The following is a 3,285-nucleotide window of genomic DNA, read 5'->3' as shown; positions in this document are numbered from 1 at the left end:
CTCTTTGCGGAACACGTCAAAATATTCGAAGGTAGGGGTCTGGATATCATGATAGCCGTAGAGATGGAAGGTCTTTTTGATCCTTCCTTCCAGGGCAAGCTTCTTGCCGCACTCCACATTATAGATATCCCGGACGCCCTCCGGGGTATGCAGTATTTTTTTCATAGGTCCTCCTGTCAAATGCCGTCACTTTAGCGTGCTACCACGTTAAAACCTTCTTGAATTATACGGATTTTTCTACTCCTTGTCAAGTTCTTCCCGCAGGCTAAGATCCTGGTTGATAGCGTCCAGATAAGGGACGTAGATCCCGCCCTGAAGTTCCAGAAAGAACCGGGGATCCAGTTCCTCAAAGCGGAAGCTTTTCCGGCCGCCCTCTTCTGCCCGCTTCCAGAAGGACTGCACCTCCTGAAACCGCATATAGTACAAAATGTTCCGTGCGGTATAGTAGATAATGAGAAATGCGATGCCCCCCTGTTTCTCAAAATTCTCCATAAACTGCACCTGATGGGCATGGATGTTCTGAAGCGGGAAGGTATCCGCCACACACTCCTTTGCGTCAAAGCACACCGGCAGTCCCTGGATGGCGCCAATGTAGTCCACCGTACTTCGCTGGTCAAAATAAGCCAGTGTGATGTGACGGTGCTCCTTGTCAATACGCACCGGTGTGATGGGGGTGGGGATCTTCTGGATCAGCGCCAGCCCTTTCTCCTGATAGCGTTCATTTGTCCGGTTGATCATATCCTCTAAGGCAGAACCTCTGAGGCCTCTGGAATTCCATGTTCCCATGTCGTCTCCTTTATCAGTTCGGCAAATACCTCCGGAAGAGGCGCCGTGATCTTTCGCCCGGCTATCCCCTCCAGCGCTCCTGAAAGTGTTTGCGGCATCTGAAGCTGCCAGGCGTGGAGCATCTGGTCCTGGATCCCACGGGTCTTCTTATAGTGATCATTCCAGGTCTTATTCCCGTATTTATAATCCCCCAGGATGGGATGTCCCTCCGCACTTAAGTGGGCCCGGATCTGATGGGCGCGCCCGGTGATCAGATGGACTTTCAGAAGGGTCATCTCCTGATTGGAAAGAAGGGGGAAATACTCTGTCTCAATAAAGGAAGCTTCCGGACAGGGACCGGAATGGATGACCACCTTGTTCCGGTCTTCGTCCTTCCTGAGATACCCTTTGATGTGGGCTCCTTCACGAATCATCCCCTTGGCGATACATAGGTAGTACTTTTTAATACTACGCTCTCGAAAGACTTCTGTCAATGCCTGTAGCCCTGCCAGTGTCTTTCCTGCCCCGATAATCCCGCTGGTGTTGCGGTCCAGCCGGTTGCAGACAGAAGGATGGAAGGTGAGAAGATCCTCACCTGTGATCTGTCCACTGTTCCTTAAGTACCAGATCACATATTCCACCACGGAAAGGTCCTCCTTCTTAGCCCGCTGGGACAGCATTCCGGAAGGTTTGTTCAGGAACAGCACCTGAGAATCCTCATAGAGGATCTCCGGAGACGCTCCCTGCCACCTGACCTCTTCCGGGGTCTGGCCTTTGAATTTGTCCAGGGTTTCCTTCGCAAGGAAGAACCGGACCTGGTCCCCGGTCTTTAACTTTTCGCTTCCGGTGGCCTTCTTCCCGTTCAGCACGATATTCTTTTTGCGCAGCATTTTGTAGAGAAAACTTCCCGGCGCCTGGGACAGGTATTTCTTCAGGAATTTATCCAGACGCTGTCCCGCCTCGTTTTCCCGGATCGTCACTTCTGTCATAATCTCACATCGACGTGCTGAGGATCAGACGCCGGATCTTCCTCTCTCGTTTTCTGTTTTCCGGATGATCCACGGAAGCGATATTGTTCATCCCCTCCACCCGGGTGATAAATGCGGTGTAATCGTGAAAGATCTTCACCGTCACCTTGTCGCATTTGTACTTTGACAGCATCTCTTTGAGATAGCGGGAGGCTTTCGCCTCGTCCGTCCTGGGGCTTTTGGTGTAGCCGCACACCGTGTGGCCGGAGATCACAAATACATCCACCGGCATCACCTTTTCATCTCCGGTGATGATCAGATCGTATACCTGGGTCAACAGAGAACCCTTCTCCCGGATTTCTGCAGCCTTCTCCGGTTCAATGCTTTTGTGAGGCGCCATGGTGATGAATTCCACCAGCATCTTGGCCGCCGGAAGACAGCACACCACCGCCGCCACGGTAAAAAGATTCAGTTTTGAACCTGTCTGTATGTATCCAAGCACCACCAGGCCCACCACTACAATAAATTCCCCCAGGGCCCAGATCAGATATTTTACCTTCTGGGCGTTCAGATATCCAGGCTGTCCTTTTTCAATTCTCATGTTCTTCTACTCCTGACTGATTGATTTTTCTTAAAAACGCGGCACAGATCCTGCCCGGGACCAGCTTTGCTCCCAGGCGGGCCGCTTTCATCCAGTTCCCGTACACAGAGACTCTTCTGCCCCGAACCGCATCAAGAAGCCCCTGTCTTACCACCCGATAAGCAGTGGCTCTTGCAGCGCCCCGCAGCTTTCCGGGAAGCGGACCGGACCGGTTGAAAAACTCGGTGTCCACTGGTCCGGGACACAGCACAGTGACCAGGATCCCCTGCTCTTTCAGCTCCTCGCCAAGGGCAAGGGACAGGCTGTACACATAGGCCTTGGTGGCCGCATAGACGGCGAATCCCGGCTGGGGACAAAAGGCTGCGGCGGAAGCCACATTAAGGATCCGGCTCCCCCGTCCCATGTAGGGAAGGCAAAGCTGGATCATCCGGGTCAGGCTGCGGCAGTTTAAGTCGATCTGCCCAAGCTGCTCCTCACATTCCTTATCCACCGGACCCACCTTCCCGTATCCGGCTGCATTTACCAACATCCGGATATCCGGGGATTGCCGGAGGCATTCTTTTTCCATCTTCTCACAGATATAATCCCGGTTAAGATCTCCGTCAAAGATCCGGAGGGGAAGTCCCAGCTCCCGTTCCAGCTCCTTTAAGCGGTCAGTCCTTCTTGCCACCACCCAGAGCTCGTCCAGGTTCCGGTAGAGCCTGGGGATCTGGCGCGCGAACTCCCGTCCGATCCCGGAAGAAGCGCCGGTCACAATAGCGATACGCATAGTCTGTCATCTCCCTGTCTTCTTTTTATGAACATTGCGGATGGTCTTCCTCTTCTTTTTATATCCTTCCTGGAAAGAAGCTTTCTCCTGCCTGCGGGGCCGGATCAGGCAATGTTTCCCGTATCCGATCAAATCCTCTCTTCCCGCTTTCTCCAGGGCTTCCCGGACCAGCTCATAGTTCT

5 protein-coding genes are annotated in these 3,285 nt (G+C 53.1%); all 5 read right to left on the bottom strand.

Going from position 1 to position 3,285, the window contains the following annotated elements; genetic code table 11:
• Nucleotides 1-237: 237 nt before the first annotated feature.
• The 5 genes from ACML7B_RS07615 to ACML7B_RS07595 are packed head-to-tail and all read right to left on the bottom strand — an operon-like array spanning nt 238 to nt 3,235.
• A complete protein-coding gene (locus ACML7B_RS07615) occupies nt 238-786 on the bottom strand; it encodes a Holliday junction resolvase RecU (RefSeq protein ID WP_418540362.1) in 549 nt (182 codons plus the stop codon).
• On the bottom strand, nt 744-1,754 hold the full coding sequence (locus ACML7B_RS07610) for an RluA family pseudouridine synthase (protein WP_418540360.1): 1,011 nt from the start codon (nt 1,752-1,754) through the stop codon (nt 744-746). Before ACML7B_RS07610 ends, ACML7B_RS07615 begins: the two co-directional genes overlap by 43 nt.
• Before the next feature lie 4 nt (nt 1,755-1,758).
• Nucleotides 1,759-2,334 carry a hypothetical protein gene (locus ACML7B_RS07605; RefSeq protein ID WP_346708316.1) on the bottom strand — a complete coding sequence of 192 codons (576 nt, stop codon included), beginning with the start codon at nt 2,332-2,334 and terminating at the stop codon, nt 1,759-1,761.
• Nucleotides 2,324-3,103, bottom strand: coding sequence for an SDR family NAD(P)-dependent oxidoreductase (locus ACML7B_RS07600; RefSeq protein WP_346708315.1), 780 nt, complete (start codon nt 3,101-3,103; stop codon nt 2,324-2,326). The genes ACML7B_RS07605 and ACML7B_RS07600 overlap by 11 nt, the downstream gene beginning before the upstream one ends.
• 6 nt (nt 3,104-3,109) lie before the next feature.
• Nucleotides 3,110-3,235: a hypothetical protein gene (locus ACML7B_RS07595; protein WP_418540364.1), complete on the bottom strand. Its 126-nt coding sequence runs from the start codon at nt 3,233-3,235 to the stop codon at nt 3,110-3,112.
• Nucleotides 3,236-3,285 lie beyond the last annotated feature (50 nt).

This window comes from Massilistercora timonensis (assembly GCF_048354975.1).
Lineage (GTDB): Bacteria > Bacillota > Clostridia > Lachnospirales > Lachnospiraceae > Massilistercora > Massilistercora timonensis.
Note: the sequence above shows the minus strand (reverse complement) of the source record. Positions and strands in the feature narration are given on the sequence as shown.